Source organism: Streptomyces sp. SS7 (genome assembly GCF_037993025.1).
GTDB lineage: Bacteria > Actinomycetota > Actinomycetes > Streptomycetales > Streptomycetaceae > Streptomyces.
The window spans coordinates 6,500,882-6,517,456 of record NZ_CP141223.1 but is presented as its reverse complement, the minus strand read 5'-3'; the positions used below and the strand labels follow the sequence as shown (position 1 = coordinate 6,517,456).

General features: G+C 70.4%; 14 protein-coding genes. 1 reads left to right on the top strand and 13 read right to left on the bottom strand.

Going from position 1 to position 16,575, the window contains the following annotated elements; translation table 11 throughout:
• Positions 1-13: 13 nt before the first annotated feature.
• The 4 genes from U5640_RS30035 to proB all read right to left on the bottom strand — a co-directional run bounded on the left by U5640_RS30035 (position 14) and on the right by proB (position 3,764).
• Positions 14-574: a hypothetical protein gene (locus U5640_RS30035; RefSeq protein ID WP_340379337.1), complete on the bottom strand. Its 561-nt coding sequence runs from the start codon at positions 572-574 to the stop codon at positions 14-16.
• A 92-nt stretch (positions 575-666) separates the two neighbouring features.
• Positions 667-1,953, bottom strand: coding sequence for a glutamate-5-semialdehyde dehydrogenase (locus tag U5640_RS30030; protein ID WP_340379335.1), 1,287 nt, complete (start codon positions 1,951-1,953; stop codon positions 667-669).
• Between the two features lie 101 nt (positions 1,954-2,054).
• A complete protein-coding gene (locus U5640_RS30025; RefSeq protein ID WP_340385421.1) occupies positions 2,055-2,501 on the bottom strand; it encodes a hypothetical protein in 447 nt (148 codons plus the stop codon).
• Between the two features lie 156 nt (positions 2,502-2,657).
• Positions 2,658-3,764, bottom strand: coding sequence for a glutamate 5-kinase (gene proB, locus U5640_RS30020; RefSeq protein ID WP_340385419.1), 1,107 nt, complete (start codon positions 3,762-3,764; stop codon positions 2,658-2,660).
• Positions 3,765-3,999: 235 nt separating this feature from the next.
• On the opposite strand from proB, the gene U5640_RS30015 reads away from it, so the two are divergent.
• Positions 4,000-5,391, top strand: a complete 1,392-nt coding sequence (locus tag U5640_RS30015) for a polysaccharide pyruvyl transferase family protein (RefSeq protein ID WP_340379333.1) — start codon at positions 4,000-4,002, stop codon at positions 5,389-5,391.
• A 13-nt stretch (positions 5,392-5,404) separates the two neighbouring features.
• On the opposite strand, the gene U5640_RS30010 is transcribed toward U5640_RS30015, so the two are convergent.
• From U5640_RS30010 to U5640_RS29970, 9 genes are all read right to left on the bottom strand, one after another.
• A complete protein-coding gene (locus U5640_RS30010) occupies positions 5,405-6,634 on the bottom strand; it encodes a glycosyltransferase family 2 protein (RefSeq protein ID WP_340379332.1) in 1,230 nt (409 codons plus the stop codon).
• Positions 6,635-6,808: 174 nt separating this feature from the next.
• Entirely contained in the window at positions 6,809-8,899 is a 2,091-nt protein-coding gene (locus U5640_RS30005) for a hypothetical protein (RefSeq protein ID WP_340379330.1), read from the bottom strand.
• Between the two features lie 157 nt (positions 8,900-9,056).
• A complete protein-coding gene (locus tag U5640_RS30000) occupies positions 9,057-10,556 on the bottom strand; it encodes a bifunctional cytidylyltransferase/SDR family oxidoreductase (RefSeq protein WP_067244287.1) in 1,500 nt (499 codons plus the stop codon).
• Between the two features lie 107 nt (positions 10,557-10,663).
• On the bottom strand, positions 10,664-11,947 hold the full coding sequence (locus U5640_RS29995; protein ID WP_340379327.1) for a hypothetical protein: 1,284 nt from the start codon (positions 11,945-11,947) through the stop codon (positions 10,664-10,666).
• Positions 11,948-12,034: 87 nt separating this feature from the next.
• Positions 12,035-13,597 carry an alkaline phosphatase D family protein gene (locus tag U5640_RS29990; RefSeq protein ID WP_340379325.1) on the bottom strand — a complete coding sequence of 521 codons (1,563 nt, stop codon included), beginning with the start codon at positions 13,595-13,597 and terminating at the stop codon, positions 12,035-12,037.
• Positions 13,598-13,811: 214 nt separating this feature from the next.
• A complete protein-coding gene (gene obgE, locus U5640_RS29985) occupies positions 13,812-15,248 on the bottom strand; it encodes a GTPase ObgE (RefSeq protein ID WP_340379323.1) in 1,437 nt (478 codons plus the stop codon).
• Between the two features lie 116 nt (positions 15,249-15,364).
• Positions 15,365-15,619 (bottom strand): 50S ribosomal protein L27, encoded by a 255-nt coding sequence (gene rpmA / locus U5640_RS29980; RefSeq protein ID WP_003990207.1) that lies wholly within the window; start codon positions 15,617-15,619, stop codon positions 15,365-15,367.
• Between the two features lie 13 nt (positions 15,620-15,632).
• Positions 15,633-15,953: a 50S ribosomal protein L21 gene (gene rplU / locus U5640_RS29975; RefSeq protein WP_133911667.1), complete on the bottom strand. Its 321-nt coding sequence runs from the start codon at positions 15,951-15,953 to the stop codon at positions 15,633-15,635.
• Between the two features lie 312 nt (positions 15,954-16,265).
• A complete protein-coding gene (locus U5640_RS29970) occupies positions 16,266-16,562 on the bottom strand; it encodes an SUKH-3 domain-containing protein (RefSeq protein ID WP_340379304.1) in 297 nt (98 codons plus the stop codon).
• Positions 16,563-16,575: the final 13 nt, after the last annotated feature.

The following is a 16,575-nucleotide window of genomic DNA, read 5'->3' as shown; positions in this document are numbered from 1 at the left end:
ACGGAGCCGGGCCTCAGGGGGTTCGGGGCACGGCCGAGACCGCCGGCCGGGACTGGTCGAGGGAGGCGGAGGGGGTCGCCGCCCCGCCCTGCTCCAGCCCGGTGGAGGCGGGCAGCGGCACCTGGTCCCGGCTGCTGGAGGAGGATCCGCGGTAGACCGCGGCGAAGGCCAGCGCGACCATGCCGACGCCCATCACGACGGCGAGCATCCAGGCGACGGGGCGGTGCCAGCGGACCTGTCTGCCGTACGCACCGAAGGGGCTGTGGTGGTCCGGGTCGTCGTCGTCCAGCTCGTCGAAGTCCGGATCACGGCCGAAATCGCCGGGGCCGTCGGAGCCGTACGTGTCGTCGTAGCGGTCGCCGCGCGCGCGGGCGCGACGGGCTTCGGCCTCGGCCCTCGCCTCGGCGGCGGCCAGGAGGCGCTCCACGGCGGACGGCTCGTGCACCACGGCCGCCCGTACGAAGGCCTCGTCGAAGACCACGGAGGCGAACTCTTCGTCCGACACCCCGCGGTCGTGGTCGTCGTCGGGCTCCCAGCCGTCAGGGAACGGCGTGCCCCCCACGTCCTCCGGCACGGATCCAGAGTAGACCTGGGGGGTCGGTTTGGGCAGGCGCCGGGGAAATTCGTCCACCGGATGAGACGCCTCTCACGGCCGCCCCGCGGCGGTCAGCGCCGTACGTGTCCGTCGCCGGTGACGATGTACTTGGTGCTGGTCAGCTCCGGCAGCCCCATCGGGCCCCGGGCGTGCAGCTTCTGGGTGGAAATGCCGATCTCCGCACCGAAGCCGAACTGGCCGCCGTCGGTGAAGCGGGTGGAGGCGTTCACGGTGACCGTGGTGGAGTCGACCAGCTGGGTGAACCGGCGGGCCGCCTGCTGCGAGGTGGTGACGATCGCCTCGGTGTGGCCGGAGGTCCACAGCCGGATGTGCTCGACGGCCTTGTCCAGGGAGTCGACGACGGCGGCGGCGATGTCGTAGGAGAGGTACTCGGTCTCCCAGTCCTCGGCGGTGGCCTCCACGACGGTGGCCTTGGACTCCTTGGCGTACGCCGCCACCCGGTCGTCGGCGTGGACGGTGACCCCGGCCTCGGCGAGCGCGTCGAGGGCGCGCGGCAGGAACTCCGCGGCGATGTCCTGGTGGACCAGGAGGGTCTCGGCGGCGTTGCAGACGCTGACCCGCTGGGCCTTGGAGTTGATCAGGATGTCGACGGCCATGTCGATGTCGGCGTGGGCGTCGACGTAGACGTGGCAGTTGCCGGTGCCGGTCTCGATGACGGGGACCTTGGACTCCATGACCACGGTCCGGATGAGGGAGGCGCCGCCGCGCGGGATCAGGACGTCGACCAGGCCGCGCGCCCGCATCAGCTCGTGCACGGACTCCCGGCCCTCGCCGGGCACCAGCTGGACGGCGTCGGCGGGCAGCCCGGCGCCGCCGACGGCGTCCCGCAGGACCCGGACGAGGGCGGTGTTGGACTCGTAGGCGGAGGCGGAGCCGCGCAGCAGGACCGCGTTGCCGGACTTCAGGCAGAGGGCGGCGGCGTCCACCGTCACGTTCGGGCGGGCCTCGTAGATGATGCCGACGACGCCCAGCGGGACGCGGACCTGGCGCAGGTCGATGCCGTTGGGGAGGGTGGAGCCGCGGACGACCTCGCCGACCGGGTCGGGCAGGGCGGCGACGTCCCGCACGTCGGAGGCGATGGCCCGGACCCGCTCCGGAGTGAGGGTCAGCCGGTCGATGACGGACTCGGCGGTGCCGGCCTCGCGGGCCTTGGCGATGTCCTTGGCGTTGGCCTCGACGATCTCGCTCGTACGGACCTCCAGCGCGTCCGCGATGGCGAGCAGCGCGTCGTCCTTGGCGGCCCGGGGCAGTGGCGCGAGGTCGGCGGCGGCGGCCTTGGCACGGTAGGCGGCCTGGGTGACCGGGGACATGGCGTCGTACGGGGAGAGCGTGGTCATACGGGAAGGGTAGTGCGCCGGGCGGAGGGCGCCATGGTCGTCCACGGGCCGTCCCAAGCACCGAGACGTCCGCGGAGGGGCGGCGGCCGCGGACGGTGAGGTTAGAAGGGGTGGACGCCGACCGGGCTGGCCGGTCGTGGGCCGTAGCCGTCGGCGATGCGCTGGTGGTAGGTCTCCCGGTCGATCACTTCGAGGCCGACGATCTCCCAGGGCGGCAGCCGCGAGGTGCGCCGGTGCTCGCCCCACAGGCGCAGCGCGACGGCGGCGGCGTCGTGGAGGTCGCGGGCCTCCTCCCAGTAGCGGATCTCCGCGTGATCGACCGCGTAGCGGCTGGTCAGGAGGAAGGGATGGTCGTGGGCGAGCTGTTCGAGGGCGCGCCGGACCTCCCGGAGCGGCGCCTCCTCGCCGGAGACGCTCAGGGTGACGTGCCAGAGCCGGGGCAGGTCGGCCGGCTCCTCGTACCGCTCCCCCGCCGCCACGCTGGTCAGCGCGCGCTCCTCGCCCGCCGCGCCGGTACTCCCACGCGCCGCTGCCACCCCGGGGCGCACTCGTCTCACGACGGCCTCCTTATACGCAGCGCTCGTGCGGCTGGTCTCCCTGAGACAAAGTTGAGCAGGCCGCACGGGTCCTTGGGGCGGTTTCACGGAACGTCCCCCACCGGTACGGACCGTTCGGGGCGCTGCGGAGACAGCCGTTCGACGGCCTCAGGGGTGCAGGATCACGAGGTCGTCGCGGTGGACGACCTCCCGTTCGTACTCCGCGCCCAGCTCGCGCGCCAGTTCGTGGGTGGACCGCCCGATCAGCCGGGGGATCTCCCTGGCGTCGAAGTTGACGAGGCCGCGGGCCACCGCGTGACCGGCGGTGTCGCGCAGCTCGACGGGGTCGCCCGCGCTGAACTCGCCCTCGACGCCGGCGATCCCCGCGGGCAGCAGCGACGTGCGCCGCTCGACGACCGCGCGCACCGCGCCGTCGTCCAGGGTGAGCGAGCCCTGCGGGGTGGAGGCGTGCTGGAGCCAGAGCAGCCGGTCGGCGGAGCGCTTGCCGGTGGGGTGGAAGTAGGTGCCGGTGTCGTTGCCGGCGAGGGCGTCGGCGGCGTGCACGGCGCTGGTGAGGACCACGGGGATGCCGGCGCCGGTCGCGATGCGGGCCGCCTCGACCTTGGTGACCATGCCGCCGGTGCCGACGCCGGCCTTGCCGGCGCTGCCGATCTCGACGTGCGCGAGGTCCTCGGGGCCGCGCACCTCGGCGATCCGGGAGGTGCCCGGCCTGCTGGGGTCGCCGTCGTAGACACCGTCGACGTCGGACAGCAGCACCAGCAGGTCGGCGTGGACGAGATGGGCGACGAGCGCGGCGAGGCGGTCGTTGTCGCCGAAGCGGATCTCGTCGGTGGCGACGGTGTCGTTCTCGTTGACGATGGGGAACGCGCCCATCGCGAGCAGCTTGTCGAGGGTGCGCGAGGCGTTGCGGTGGTGGGCGCGGCGGCTCATGTCGTCGCTGGTCAGCAGCACCTGTCCGACGCGCACGGAGTAGCGGGCGAAGGAGGCGGTGTAGCGGGCGACGAGGAGTCCCTGGCCGACGCTGGCGGCGGCCTGCTGGCGGGCCAGGTCGCGGGGGCGGCGGCGCAGGCCCAGCGGGGCGAGGCCGGCGGCGATGGCGCCCGAGGAAACGAGGACAATCTCACGTTCGCCGCCGCTGCGGCTCTTGGCGAGGACGTCGACGAGGGCGTCGACGCGGTCGGCGTCCAGTCCTCCGGCGGCCGTGGTCAGCGACGAGGAGCCCACCTTGACGACGATCCTGCGGGCATCGCCCACGGCCTGCCTTGCGCCTGCCACCTTGTTCTTCGTCCCCTCGCGCGGCTGTCCCACTCCTTACGCAATCTACGCGAACGCGTCGCGGGGCCGCGCGCGAGTTCCACTCCCCGGACGGTTCGCCCGCGTAGTCGTTCCGTCACTCCCCGCTTACGGCAAAAAGGTTGCCCTGGTTCCACATAGAAACTGAAGGGATTACAAATTTATTTTGAAGTTTGTGTCACCTACAGTTCGCCCTGTGAAGCGCATACTCCTCAGGTCGGGGAAGAGCCCCTTCGACGTGGTGCCCGTCGAGGAAGCCCTCCACCGCGACGTCTTTGCCACCAACTCCGGCAACCTGATCTTCAGCGACGCCACACACAAGATCCTCAGTGTGCCCGGCAGCACGGAGGTGGTGTCCAACGGCATCGCGACCCAGGTCAGTGCCGCGGGACGGATCAACGAGGAGTACGACGCGTTCGTCGTACCGCTGGCCAACGCCTTCCGGCCGACGTTCGAGACCGCGCTCAAGCGGCTGACGCAGCTGATCACGAAGCTGAAGATCCCGGTCGTGGTGGTCGGCGTCGGCGCCCAGGCCGGCCTGGACAACGACCCGGCGCGGCTGAAGTCCATGGAGTCCACCGTGCGGGAGTTCGTCTCCGCGGTGCTGGACCACAGCGCCTCCATCGGCGTACGGGGCGAGTTCACCGCCAAGTACCTCACCGACATGGGCTTCAAGGACGTCGAGATCATCGGCTGCCCGTCGCTGTTCCTGCACGGCGAGCGGCTCGAGGTGACCAAGCGGGCGGCGGCCATCACCCCCGAGTCGAGGATCTCCACCAACGGCTCGCACACCGCGGTGCGCGGCGGCCTCGGCAAGATCATCGGCCGGGCCCACGAGAAGTACCCCCACCTGCGCTACATCGGGCAGAACCTGACCGACGCCCGCCAGCTGCACTGGCGGGACACCGACTCCCCGGCCGGCCGGGTCCGCGAGATGCCGACCCACCCCGATCACCCGATGTACCGGCAGGACAAGGTCCGGGTGTACATCGACCCGGTCACCTGGATCGAGGACCTGAAGGAGTTCGACTACTCCTTCGGCTCGCGCATCCACGGCAACATCGCCGCCCTGCTCGCGGGCACGCCGGCCACCGTGCTGGCCTTCGACTCGCGCACGCTGGAGCTGTGCCGCTACTTCGAGATACCGCACCGGCTGCTGAGCGAGGTGCCCGCCGACCTCGACCCGGCCGAGCTGTACGAGGAGGCCGACTTCAGCGCGCTGACCGGCAACCACCAGGAGCGCTTCGACCGGTTCACCTCGTTCCTGGACAAGAACGGGCTGGAGAACACCTTCACGCACGGCGACGGCGGCAAGGCCTTCGACGAGCGGCTGCGTGCCCTGCGCTTCCCGGAGGGGGTGCGCCCCTGGATCGACGCGGACCCGGCCTCGCTGACCAGCCGGTTCGGATGGCTCCAGCAGCGCATCACCGAACTGGACACCCACAACACCCAGTTGCAGCGGGAGCTGGCGAAGTCCCGGGCGGGGGCGAAGGCGGCCGCCAAGGCCGCTGCCAAGGCCGTCCCGACGCCCTCGATGTACCGCAGGGCGCGCCGGGTGATGGGCAGGGCGCTGAAGCCCTCCAAGTGACGCCGCGGGGCGCTCAGGCGGCCAGCCGGCCACGCGGCCCGCTCACCCGCTTCCTCAGCCGTCCCAGCCGGCGCCGCACCTTGCGGGTCGCGCCGCGCAGAAAGGTCTCGGCGGGGGTCTGGCGCCAGCCCGGGTAGGCCTTCGCCTCGCGCGGTTCGGCGAGGTAGACGCGGTCGGGGACGCCGTCCTTGCGGGAGCGGTAGCCGGGGTAGGCCAGATAGAGCTGGCTGCCGCCCTTCTTCAGGACGGGCGTGGGCTCATGCTTGGCCTTGAGGAACTCCAGCACCTCCACCAGGAGGTCCGGGCGCCGCATGGCCACCAGCTGGAGCCGCAGCCGCTCCTGGACCGTGAGCCGCTGGGCGACACCCTCGTTCCAGTAGGCGTCCATCAGGGGCTCGGCCAGCTCGAACTTGGTGCGCCGGATCTCCTCGTCCTGCCGGAGGAAGACCGGGCCGAACTGCGGCAGCAGCGTGACCTGGAAGGGCCGGACCATGAGCACGTCCCGCTTCGGGCCGGGCGGGACCATCCGCTCCAGCAGGCCCATCAGGGCCCGCGCGGAGTCGAAGCGCAGCTGGTAACCGCCGCTCTTGGTCACGTGTTTGCCGTCGTCGCGGCCCACCAGGTAGTAGCAGGTGTAGTCGGCGACGATCGAGACGCCGTCGGCCCGCAGATAGGCCTCCATCGTGAACAGCGCGTCCTCGCCGGTCCACAGGGACTCGTCGAAGCGCATGTGATGGCGCTCCAGCAGGGCGCGCCGGAACAGCTTCTGGGCGCTGAGCGTGAACTTGATGTTGGAGGAGAAGACGTCCGTACGGTCCTCGTTCCGGCCCCACATCGAGCGCGGCGCCTTGCGGTTGACGCCCTCGACCCGGCCGAGGCAGACATCGGTGCCGTTGCGGTCGGCCAGGGCGACCATCCGCTCCAGCGCCTCGGCACCGAGCCGGTCGTCGGCGTCGAGGAAGAACACGTACCGTCCGGTGGCCCGCTCCAGCCCGACGTTGCGCGGGCCGCTGGGCCCGCCGGAGTTCTCCTGGCGGATCACGGTGACCGGCATGGGAGCGCGGGCGGCGAACTCCTCCAGGTAGTCCCCGGTGCCGTCCCGGGAGCCGTCGTCGACGGCGACGACCTCGATCCGCGCGGGGTCCAGGGTCTGTGCCTCGACCGACGCGAGGCACTCGACCAGATACGGCATCGCTTCGTACGCCCCGATGATCACCGTGACGTCAGGCTGCGCAAGAGTCACTTTTCCCTCTCATCACGCAACGGTTGCCTTTGTTCCATGTTCCAGCAACTCGATAGACGGCGGGTTTCGTGGAGGGGTTGTCCCGGTTCCGGAAGGTGTCCCACATCACAGAACACCGAAGGGCCCGGCCCTCGGAGAACGTCTCCGGGGGCGGGGCCCTTCGTCATACGGCCGTCAGCCGGCCGTAACACCATGGGGCAGCTCCGCGCCGTCACCGGGCGCCGCGCCGGCCGCGCCCTCCGCCGCGGCGGCCCGGGAGGCCTGGCCGACATTGCGGGCCTCCGCCTTGAGGGCGAGATCGGCGACGGCGGTGTTGAACTGCTCGAGGGAGGTCGGCTCGTCGGGGCCGAGCAGGTACTCCTTGAGCTCCTTGCGGTCCTCGGCCAGCGCGTCGGCGGCCGGGTCGCGCACCGCGCCGAGCAGCTGGTCCAGCTCGTCGGCGGTGTTGGTGAGGATCACCGCCGCGCGCACCGCGGTGTTCTGGCGCCGGAACTCCTCCGCGCCCAGCTCCGCGGAGTCCGTGACGGCATACGGCTTGCCGCTCGCGATGAAGTCGGAGACCACGCTGGAGATGTCGGAGACCATCGCCTCGGCGGCGTTGAAGCAGTCGTACAGGCGCGGTTCGACGCCGGTGATCACCCGGTGCTCGAAGTCGGGGAAGCTCCGCCAGTAGGCGTCGTTCCACTCGGCGCGCAGCCGGGCCGCCTCCTCGTGCTTGCGCATGTCGACGATGCCGTCGCGGCTGGTCACCGCTTCGTCGGCCTTCTCGTCGAAGGCGAGCGAGAGGTCCTCGAGGCGGGCCTTGAGGCGGGTCAGCTCGGTCTTCGCCGCTGCCTGGGCGGCCGCGTCGCCCCGGAAACGGGCGTCGCCCGCCCGCTGCGCGGCGGCCTTCTTGACGAGAGCGGTGATCCGGCGGTGCGCGGCTCCGGCCGCGGCGCTGCGGGTGCCGGTGAACGGGTGCGGCTTGTACAGGACGCGGACCGGGGGCTCGGCGGCGAGCAGCTTCTTCACGATGTTCTCGCCGGCCAGCAGGAGGGAGGTGTTGCCCGGGTTGTCGTCCCAGCCCTCCCAGGTGGGCGCGTACAGCACGGTCGGGATGCGGTCCTTCGGCGCGCCCTCCCAGGTCCTGATGGGCGCGAGCTGCGGGCGGCCGACCTCGACGATGTCCTCGTCGCGGATACCGACGTCGGCGATGGCGTAGCGGTCGCGGCCGGCCCGGCCGGCGGTCCACACCTCGTCGTACACCTTGCTGAACGGGTTGACGCTGGCGAGCTTGTCGCTGTCGCCGTGACCGATGAAGACGTGCTTCATGGTGGGCACGCGCAGCATGTGGATGTTCTTGCCGACGTTCGCGGCGTACAGCGTGACCCGCACCATGGAGAGGTCCATGTTCATCAGGTGCACCCCCCCGGGCACGCAGATGACAGGGACCGTCGTGGGCGCCATCCGCTCCAGGACGGAGCGCTCGCGCAGGATGATCAGCGGCCGGCTGTCCAGCTGCTCCATGGTCTCCAGCCACATGTTGACCTGGTAGGCGGACTCCTTGGAGCCGGAGAAGTACAGCACCGTCTCCGGGCGGTACTCGCGCAGCCAGGCGCTCACCGTGGACAGCACCTTGTCGGGCTTCGGCGGCAGCCGGCGGGCGCGCAGGTGGGGCACCAGCAGGGCCACGTACAGCGCGCCGAGGACCAGGGTCACGGCGACGCCCACGTAACCGGCGAGGTCGACGCCGCCGAGGGCCCAGACGAGCAGGCCGGCCATGGCCGCCAGGTCCAGGTGGAGCATCTTCTCCCCGGCCCCGGCCAGCAGCGCGCGCGGCGGGGCGTCCGGGACGGTCAGCCGGGAGGCCAGGTCCACGTTGCGGGTCACGACCGGCATCTGGCGGCGCTTGCCGATCAGGGTGACCAGGGCGCCGTGCGGGGCCTGGAGACCGAAGAAGACCGTGAAGCAGGCGATCGCCGCGTAGAAGACCGGCTCCTCCGACAGGTCGAGCCGGGCCAGCAGCAGGATCAGCAGCAGCTCGCGGACCAGGAACCGCGTGGACAGGCCGGCCCTCACCTTGTTCAGCAGGCTGATGAGGTAGGTGCCCTTGCGGTGGAGATAGAGGTCCGCCAGGTACGTCACGGCGGCCGCGGCGGCGAAGGCGGGGGTGCTCGGGACGAGCGCGGCCAGCATGAGGCCGGGGTAGCCCAGCATCATGAGGGCCACCGCGGCCAGTTCGGCCGCGCTGCCCACCCGGGCCACGCGAATGGCAGTGGATATCACGGAGAAACCTGCTCTGGGAGGGGTGCCGGTCATAGAAGCCGAAAAGTCCGGAAAATCCTTTGTGAAGGTTTCGGGATTCTTACGCTTCAGGCCTCTGTGAATTCTCCGTAAACAGGGAGCCACAGAGGCCTGAAATTCGATGGCTATTTGCGGTTGATTATGCCACGCCGTCCTGTCGGTCGAGCACCGAGGCCAGGGCCTGCTCGAAGCCGGAGGCCTTGCCCGCCGGGGCCGTGGGGTCCTGCTGACGGACGTCGATGACGTGCCCGGTGAGCTCGGAGAGGAGGACGTCGAGCGAGGTGCGGGCGACGGCCTCGGAGGAGAGCAGGCTGCCCGCGGGCTCCTGCCCGAAGGCCTTGGTACGCATGGGAGTCGCCGTGCGCTCGGGGTTCACGCAGTTCACCCGGATGCCGTCGGCGGCCCACTCGTCGGACAGGGCCTGGGTGAGGTTCACCATGGCGGCCTTGGTCGAGGAGTAGAGGCTGTACTCGGCGCGGCCGCGGGTGTAGCTGCTGGAGGTGTACAGCAGCAGCTGGCCCTTGGTCTCGGCGAGGTACTTGTAGGCCGAGCGGGCGATCTGCACCGGCGCCAGGTAGTTCACCTTCAGCGCTTCCTCGATGGTCGCGTTGTCGGTCTCGGCCAGCTTGCCGATGCGCAGCACCCCCGCGGTGTTGACGACGTAGTCGATGCGCCCGGTCTCGCTGTAGGCCCTGGACAGCGCGTCGTCGACCTCTTCAGGGTTCTCGACGTGCGTGCCGGTGGTGGAGCGGCCGAGGGCGTAGACCGTGGCGCCGTAGGACTCGGCGAGCTCGGAGATGTCCTTGCCGATGCCGTAGGAGCCGCCGAAGACGACGACGGTCTTGCCGGTGAGCAGCTCGCGGTAGACCTCCTCGCCGTTCTGCTCGGGGGTGGCGGTGGAGGCGAGCTGGAACAGCTTGTCGGCGATGAAGACGTCGACCGGCTGAGTCACCTTCATGTTGTACTCGTCGCCCGCGACGACGTGGATCGGCACGTCCGGCAGGTAACGCAGGACGACCGTGCAGTCGTCCGTGGCCTGGAAGTTGGGGTCGCCGGCCGCCACCTCGTAGGCCCGCTTGATGGTGGACAGCTTGAAGGCCTGCGGGGTCTGGCCGCGGCGCAGCCGGGAGCGGTCCGGGATCTCCGTGATGAACTCGCCGTCCTCGCCGTGCGTCCGGGTGACGATGATGGTGTCGGCGGACGGGATGGCCACGTCGACGGCCTGGTAGCGCTCCAGGGCGGTCACGCAGTCGTCGATGACGCGCTGGGAGAGCAGGGGGCGTACGGCGTCGTGGAAGAGGACGTTGAGGTCCTCGCCCTCGGCCAGGCCCTCGCCCAGGGCGGTGATGGCGCGCTCGGTGGTCTCGTTGCGGGTGGCGCCGCCCTCGATGATCCTGGAGACCTTCCTGAACCCGGCCTTGGCGACGATCTTCTCGATGTCGGGCACATAGCCCGGCGCCATCAGCACGATGACGTCATCGACGGAGTCGGCCTTCTCGAAGGTGGTCAGGGTGTGCTCGATGACGGCCTTGCCTGCGATCTTCAGCAGCTGCTTGGGGATCGACAGACCCACGCGCTGACCGGTGCCACCGGCCAGGATCACTGCGGTCGTACGGGGCTTGGCTATGTGCTGGGACACCAGAAGACCTACCTTGGGGCGACAGGGAACGGGGAAATGGTCCCACTTGCGGTTACCGCGATGCAAGGTGAGCGCCCTTCACTGCATATGTGCGCGCCACCCGTCATTCACCTTGAACCGCTGGTGATTGGTAAGACGTGTACGAGACCCATGAGCATGCTCCCTGGAAATCCTGTGAGTAACTCCACAGGGGCTGAGTGATACCTGAGAGTAACGGTGAACGCCGTACAGCGACGGCGCAGCCGCTCGAGGCAGCGGTGCCCGAGGACCCGCACCAGTTCCCGGGAAGAGGTCTGGTGCACCCCGCGCGCGCCGGGCCGGCCCACCGCGCTCCCGGCGACCGCGGCGAGCGCTCCGTACAGTGCCTGAGCGGCCACCTCGGGAGCCATCCGGGGCTCCTCGCCGCCGTGGGAGGCGGCCGGTTCCGGCACCGAGGACAGCAGCGCCGGATCGCCGATGACCCGTACGCCCATTGCGGTGATGCGCTCGGCCATCTCGGCGCCGATCCCGGCGGCCGCCTCCACCGCCCACCCCGGGGTGGAGATCTTCACGTCCCGTGACGTCGGGCTGCACGCGTTCTTCATATGCATCACCGCGCCGTTGCGGATAAGTTTCGAATAAAGTTCGTCCGGCAGCCCATTGCCCCGGAATTCTTTATTGAGATTCCGCAGCATTTCGGTCTCGGCAAGGGTGAGGGAACGATTCGCGGTGTCCGGGACCGGCTGCAGCAGTTTGTCCGGAAGTCCCAGCAGCGTCTCGAAGGTGCGCATCAGCCCCTCACGGTCCCGGTCGTCCACCACGACGACGGTGACCCGGCCGGCGCCGACCACCCGCACCCACCTCCCGACGAGCCGGTCGTGCCGGTGGCGCCGCCAGAAACTCGGGTTGGGCTTCTCGTACGGGGCCCTGCGGAGCATGTGCTCCAGCCACTCCTCGTAGCCCATGCGCAGCCCGTTCTGCACGTACTGCTGCCACTGCGAGGGCATGATCTTCGCCAGCGGCCGCAGGGTGACCAGGACGTGCACGCGGTCACCGCCGAGCTGCTCGACGACCCGCTCGACGGTGGCGTCGTCGGGGGCGTCGGCGAAGAACTCGCTGCTGATCACGGAGGTCTTGCGGCCACCGGCCGCCACCTGCTCCACGAACCGCCGCCAGTGCCGCTCGGTGGGGGCGGTGTCGCCGATCATCCCGCCCCGGGCGCAGGCCGCGAGCACGGCCTGCATGGGGTGCCTGCTCGTGGCCGGGAAGTCGACGCCGTGCGCCGGCATCGCCTCCTTGGCCGCGAACAGCGCGCCCTGGATCGAGGTGGTCCCGGTCTTGTGCGGGCCGATGTGCAGCAGGCGGGTGCCGGCGGGCAGCGGGGCGTCGTCTGTCGTACAGTCCGTCTCCATGGTCAAGGGACGGTAAGAGACGTTCCTTGGAGTGCGCTGAGAGCAGCCTGGGACTCGGATGAGCCCCGGGCTCCGGCCGCACCGGTCTCACACCTCGCGGACGCCCCGCCTGCCGTCCACGACCCTGAGTCTCGCCAGCGTGCGGGCGGTCGCCTTCGGCTTCAGGACGGTGTCCACCACCCGGACCTGTGCGTCGACGGCGTCCGCGCGGATGTCGAAGAGGTGGTAGCCGCGGTGGGCGTCGATCAGCTTCCAGTGCGGGTTGTCGGCCTTCAGCGGGTCCCACTGGGCATGGAAGGCGGCCTGGTCCTGGTCGCCGTTGCTGGAGATCGAGGTGCCGACGAACTCGGCGCCGACGACCGCCGAGGAGGGGTCGGCGAAGTCCCGCTTCAGATCGCTGACCATGGTGAGGTGCCGGTCCCCGCTGAGCACCACGGGGTTGCGGACGGAGGCCAACTCCCCCAGCAGCGCGTTGCGTTCGGCCTGGTAGCCGTCCCAGGCGTCGTAGTACCAGAGCTTGCCGGGGCCGGCCAGCAGATCGGTCTCGGCCATCATGATCTGCGAGGCGATCAGGTTCCAGCGGGTGTCGGAGGTGCGCAGTCCGTTCAGCAGCCACCGCCTCTGCTCGGCGCCGAGCAGGGTGAGCGCGGGGTCCTGGGCGCCCTGCTGCGTGACGGCCTGGTCGCTGCGGAACTGGCGGGTGTCGAGGACGTTCAGCCGGGCGAGACGGCCGAACCTCAGGGCGCGGTGCATCCGGATGTGCGGGCCGTCCGGGACCGCCGCGGCCCGTACCGGCATGTGCTCGTAGTACGCCTGGTAGGCGGCGGTCAGCCGGGCCGTGAAGGCGTCGTGGGACTGCTTGTCGGGGTCCTGCGGGACCTCTCCGGCGAAGTCGTTGTCCACCTCGTGGTCGTCGAAGGTGACCACCCAGGGGGCGCGGGCGTGCATCCGCATCAGGTCGGGGTCGCTGCGGTACTGGGCGTACCGGTTGCGGTACTGGGTGAGGGTGTACGGCTCACCGCTGCCCTCGTGCCGGCGCACCGCCGACGCGGAGGGTCCCGACTCGTAGAGGTAGTCGCCGACGAAGAGGACGACGTCCGGGTCCTGGGCCGCCATGTCGGCGTACGGGGTGAAGTAGCCGTGCTGCCAGTTCTGGCACGAGGCGAGCGCCAGGCGCAGCGAACCGCCCGAAGCCAGGGGCCGGGGCGCGGTGCGGGTGCGGCCGACCGGGGAGATCCGGCCGCCGGCGCGGAAGCGGTACCAGTAGTCCCGGCCCGGCTTCAGACCTCGTACGTCCACATGGACGCTGTGCCCGTACGCGGGCAGGGCCGTGGCGGTGCCCCGGCGCACGGAGGACGCGAACCGGGAGTCGGGCGAGATCTCCCACTGCACGGCCACGTTCTCCCGCGGCATCCCGCCGCCGTGCAGCGGATCGGGGGCGAGTCGGGTCCAGAGCACGATCCCGTCGGGCAGGGGGTCACCGGAGGCCACGCCGAGGCTGAACACGTTCTCCGGGAGGGTGTTCGCGGCTGTGTACGCGGCTGTGTACGCAGCGGCGTGCGCGGTGGCGGGCAGCCACAGCTGGGCGGAGGCGGCGGCGCCGAGCACGGCGGCACCGGCGGTGAGGAGACGACGGCGGTCCGGGGACATGGGGGGAACTCCCTTGCGTCGCTGGCGTCTTGACGCAAGGAAAGATGGCATGGCCAGCCGGTCGGCCCGCTGAACGCGGAACCGCGGTGACATGACAAGAAAGAGGACAGGAGAAACCCGTTGCGGCGGTGAACCGCAACGGGTCGCGCAGGCGGACCGCAGAAGGGCCCGGAGGGGGCCCGGCGAGCCCCGGAGGGGGCCCGGCCGGGGGGCCTCAGAAGGGCTCGAAGCCCTCGAACTCCTCGGACGCCTCGTCGCGTTCGGCCTGCCGGTCGCGGCGGCGCTGGCTCGCGGGCCGCGGGGCGTCGAAGCGGTGGTCCTCGCCGCGGCGGCCCAGCATCTCGGCGCCGGCCATGACGGTCGGCTCCCAGTCGAAGACGACCGCGTTGTCCTCGGGACCGATCGCCACCCCATCGCCCGCCCGGGCGCCGGCCTTCATCAACTCCTCCTCCACACCGAGGCGGTTGAGGCGGTCGGCGAGGTAGCCCACGGCCTCGTCGTTGTTGAAGTCGGTCTGGCGGACCCAGCGTTCGGGCTTCTCGCCCCGGACGCGGTAGAGGCCGTCCTCCTCCAGCGTGACGGTGAAGCCGGCGTCGTCCACGGCCTTGGGCCGGATGACGATCCGGGTCGCCTCCTCCTTGGGCTTGGCGGCGCGCGCCCGCCCGACCAGCTCGGCCAGCGCGAACGACAGCTCCTTGAGGCCCATGTGCGCGACGGCGGACACCTCGAAGACGCGGTACCCGCGCGCCTGGAGGTCCGGCCGCACCATCTCCGCCAGGTCCTTGCCGTCCGGTACGTCGATCTTGTTCAGCACGACGATCCGCGGCCGGTCGCCGAGGCCGCCGTACTGCCGCAGCTCCTCCTCGATGATGTCGAGGTCGGAGACGGGGTCGCGGTCGGACTCCAGGGTGGCGGTGTCCAGGACGTGCACCAGCACACTGCACCGCTCGACGTGCCGCAGGAACTCCAGGCCGAGACCCTTGCCCTGGCTGGCGCCGGGGATGAGCCCGGGGACGTCGGCGATGGTGTAGACGGTGGAGCCCGCGGTCACCACCCCGAGGTTCGGCACGAGGGTGGTGAACGGGTAGTCGGCGATCTTCGGCTTGGCGGCGGAGAGCACCGAGATCAGCGAGGACTTTCCGGCGCTCGGGTAGCCCACCAGGGCCACGTCCGCGACGGTCTTCAGCTCCAGGACGACGTCCTGCAGATCGCCGGGCTCACCGAGCAGCGCGAAGCCGGGCGCCTTGCGGCGGGCGGAGGCCAGGGCCGCGTTGCCCAGACCGCCGCGGCCGCCCTGGGCGGCGACGAAGGAGGTGCCGTGCCCGACGAGGTCGGCGAGGACGTTGCCCGCCTTGTCGAGCACCACGGTGCCGTCCGGCACGGGCAGGACGAGGTCCTGTCCGTCCTTTCCGGAGCGGTGGCCGCCCTCGCCCGGCTTGCCGTTGGTGGCCTTGCGGTGCGGGGAGTGGTGGTAGTCGAGGAGCGTGGTGATCGACTGGTCGACGGTGAGGATGACGTCGCCGCCACGGCCGCCGTTGCCCCCGTCGGGGCCGCCGAGCGGCTTGAACTTCTCACGGTGGACGGAGGCACAGCCGTGGCCTCCGTTACCCGCGGCGACGTGCAGCTCGACGCGGTCCACGAAGGTGGTCATGGTGGGGTGCCTCCAGGGTCGTACGGGATGTCTGTTGTCTTAACACGCGAAAGGCGGACCCGCCTTCCCGGAAGGGAAGTGAGGTCCGCCTCGCGAAAAGTTTCCGATCAGCCGACTCAGGCGACCGGAACGATGTTCACGACCTTGCGGCCACGGTGGGTGCCGAACTGCACCGAACCGGCCTCGAGCGCGAACAGCGTGTCGTCGCCACCGCGGCCGACACCGGCGCCCGGGTGGAAGTGGGTGCCACGCTGGCGGACCAGGATCTCACCCGCGTTGACGACCTGACCGCCGAAGCGCTTCACGCCGAGCCGCTGGGCATTGGAGTCGCGACCGTTCCGGGTGGACGATGCGCCCTTCTTGTGTGCCATGTCTCCTCAGTCCTTACTTCGCGGCCGCGGGGATCGCGGTGACCTTGATCGCCGTGTACTGCTGGCGGTGGCCCTGGCGACGACGGTAGCCCGTCTTGTTCTTGTAGCGCAGAATGTCGATCTTCTGGCCCTTGTGGTGGTCCACGACCTCGGCCTGGACCTTGATGCCGGCCAGCACCCACGGGTCGCTGGTCACGGCGTCGCCGTCGACAACGAGCAGGGTCGAGAGCTCGACCGTGTCGCCAACCTGGGCGGTGGAAATCTTGTCAACCTCAACGATGTCGCCGACAGCAACCTTGTGCTGGCGACCACCGCTGCGCACGATGGCGTACACGCGGATCTCACTCTCTCGCTCGGAAACGGCACCCCCGCAGTCCAGCCGCCCGGGAAGAGTCACGGGCAGCCTCTCCCTGTGCCACCGGCGGACCGGTGACCGGGAGGAAGAGGTTTACGGGGATGTGGCGCGTCTAGGGAACACGCCGACGGTCAAGGTTACGGGGCCCGGCTTGAGGGGTCAAACCGGGCCCCCGGCCCTCACTCGGGCAGGGGCAGTTTCACCTCTCCCTGCCCGATCTCCCCGACGGGAAAGAACCTGCGGTCGAAGCGCCCGGAAGTTCCTGAAACGCTCCCTCCTCCCCAGGGCCAGTTACGGGTCGAGGTCGAACGGCTCCCGTGCGACGTCGACGCCGGAGCCGCTCACCTCCACCGAGACACCGCCGAATTCCGTCAGGAACCGCTCGGCGGCCGGGTGCCAGGAGAAGCCGGAAAGCCGCTCCTTCCACACCCCGATGTCCGTCCTCCGGCCGGGAAACCAGCCGGAAGAACTCAGTACCCGCTCAGGGACAGGACAGGTGTGCCCGGTCGAGACCTCCCTGGCGTCACATCCGACTTCCGAACGGCGGCGAGGACACGGCAGGTATTCGCGTGCTGTCGGGCAGACCATCGCTGCACTTGAA

Excerpts from the sequence above, each read along its gene's own strand:
- U5640_RS30030 (WP_340379335.1), bottom strand. The coding sequence starts at position 1,953 with ATGACCACGCTCTCCCCGTACGACGCCATGTCCCCGGTCACCCAGGCC.
- U5640_RS29995 (WP_340379327.1), bottom strand. The coding sequence starts at position 11,947 with ATGGAGACGGACTGTACGACAGACGACGCCCCGCTGCCCGCCGGCACC.
- U5640_RS29990 (WP_340379325.1), bottom strand. The coding sequence starts at position 13,597 with ATGTCCCCGGACCGCCGTCGTCTCCTCACCGCCGGTGCCGCCGTGCTC.
- obgE (WP_340379323.1), bottom strand. The coding sequence starts at position 15,248 with ATGACCACCTTCGTGGACCGCGTCGAGCTGCACGTCGCCGCGGGTAAC.
- rpmA (WP_003990207.1), bottom strand. The coding sequence starts at position 15,619 with ATGGCACACAAGAAGGGCGCATCGTCCACCCGGAACGGTCGCGACTCC.
- U5640_RS29970 (WP_340379304.1), bottom strand. The coding sequence starts at position 16,562 with ATGGTCTGCCCGACAGCACGCGAATACCTGCCGTGTCCTCGCCGCCGT.